The sequence below is a fragment of the Lactobacillus sp. HMSC08B12 genome, assembly GCF_001808415.1.
In the GTDB taxonomy this organism is placed as follows: domain Bacteria; phylum Bacillota; class Bacilli; order Lactobacillales; family Lactobacillaceae; genus Lactobacillus; species Lactobacillus delbrueckii.
In genome coordinates, this window is the sequence record NZ_KV793179.1 from 1 (window position 1) to 1,771 (window position 1,771).

General features: G+C 45.3%; 2 protein-coding genes. One reads left to right on the forward strand and one right to left on the reverse strand.

What is annotated here, in order from left to right; translation table 11 throughout:
• The first annotated feature begins 390 nt into the window (after positions 1 to 390).
• Complete coding sequence (locus tag HMPREF3168_RS06350) at positions 391 to 843, forward strand: NAD(P)H-binding protein (protein ID WP_236157047.1); 453 nt, start codon at positions 391 to 393, stop codon at positions 841 to 843.
• Positions 844 to 1,028: 185 nt separating this feature from the next.
• Here HMPREF3168_RS06350 and HMPREF3168_RS10755 read toward each other — a convergent pair whose 3' ends face one another.
• A complete protein-coding gene (locus tag HMPREF3168_RS10755; RefSeq protein WP_246825696.1) occupies positions 1,029 to 1,427 on the reverse strand; it encodes a hypothetical protein in 399 nt (132 codons plus the stop codon).
• Positions 1,428 to 1,771: the final 344 nt, after the last annotated feature.

A 1,771-nucleotide genomic window follows, 5' to 3' on the forward strand; every position in this document is an offset into this window, starting at 1 on the left:
AGATGTCAATCCCTTAACTTAATGACATTGAAAAAGGGCTGATCCTATGTTATCTGCAATCATGATCTTTTATATACATCAGAATTTACAGTATTTGATATCTGCTATGTCCTTCCTGCATACTATCTTGCACATTGAGTATTTTTCAAAAAGCTTGCGCCCCGCTATCATAAAAGCATCAAGAGAATCCGACAAGCAGAAAGGAAATAATAAACATGAAATTACTGATTTTGGCAGCTAACGGTCAAATTGCCCGCATTGTTGAAGAAAGAATTTGACTGAAGACAAGTTCAAGGATGTTGACCTGGTCTTGCTCCTGCACTGGGCCAGCCGCTTGCAAAACTTAAAAGACCGCTACCCAGACCGGGTAACTTTGGTCGGGGCTGTGACATGATCTTCTCAGCTGTCGTTGACCATGACGACGCTGGTAACAACCGCCCAACCAAAAATATCATCGCGGCAGCTGAAGCAAATAAGATCAGCCGGGTGATTGAAACCAGCCTTTTAGGCATCTATGATGAAGTTCCAGGTAAATTCGGCAAGTTGAACCGGGACTTCTGCTTTGGCGGCAACCCAGAAGGCAGCTCTCCAGTCAATGCCGACCAGCTTTTGGAAGATTCCGGTCTTGACTACACTACTCTGCGCCTGCCATGGCTGAACGACCGGCCAGAAGTTAAGTACTCTATCACCCACCGCCATGACACATACGTTGGCGTATCTGGCTCAAGACACAGTATGGCTGACGTCGTCTTGAAGATCGTGGCTGACCCAACTTTTGGCAGCCGGGACAGCCTGGGGATTGCTGACCCAGATACTGACGGTTTGACTCGCCCAGTATATTAAGAAGAATAGGCCTGCTCAACCAGCATAATGCCTTAACTTAATGACATTGTCCGTTCTGGACCACCATTTTTTGCATTACTGCATCCCATACTCGATTACTTTTTCTTCGACTTCCCTAATGACATCTTCAGAAATGTCAGTGACGGCAATGCGATAGACTTGATTCAGACGGGGATTGTAGATACCTAGATACTTGATGCTTTGAAATTCCGGATGAACCGAATGCAGGCCCATCCGCCAGTATATGGGTAATTGCAGGGTGTGCTCTCCTTTTGCACTTTCCTCTTCGACACCTTAAAGTCCCAGAGGGTGTCAGCCGTGGTTAAGTCACCAGCCCCCTTGCTTACCGTGTCTGTATAGCCGCCTTCAAAAGTAAATCCATCCAGCAGCTTTGGGCCATAGACTTCAAGAAAATGCAGTGAGCGTTCAACCATCGTCCTCACGTTTTGAATCGTTGCCTGATCCGGCTTGATCTCGCTAACTGGCTTATAGCCAAGGCCAGCCCGGTAGTAGACATCGAATCTGGTCAGCTTAATGGCATTCGTTATCGAGCGCTCATCCAGTCCTTTCACTTCTGCCAGCAATTTTGCAGCTAAAGCATCTTCTCCAATATTACTTGCTCCCCGCAGCGAAACTTCGAAAGCTTTTTAGACACTTGCCCCCGACATAAAGCGGGTCAGATAGTCGACAGCTAAACCAACCAGTTTTTACCTATAGAAAAAATGTTCTAATTATTAGGAGAAAAAAGTGATAACAATATAATTCCTTGCATATCTCCAGACAAAAAGAAGACCGGAAAGAGAATGGGGTCTCTTTCCGGTCTTGTATATTAAATCACTTACTTAAACTTCCCACTTGCAAACGTGGGCTCATACCTTGAAAATTCAATAGTTTAGCCACGAAGGCAAAGATACTGCATGTACCTTTA

Excerpts from the sequence above, each read along its gene's own strand:
- HMPREF3168_RS06350 (WP_236157047.1), top strand. The coding sequence starts at position 391 with ATGATCTTCTCAGCTGTCGTTGACCATGACGACGCTGGTAACAACCGC.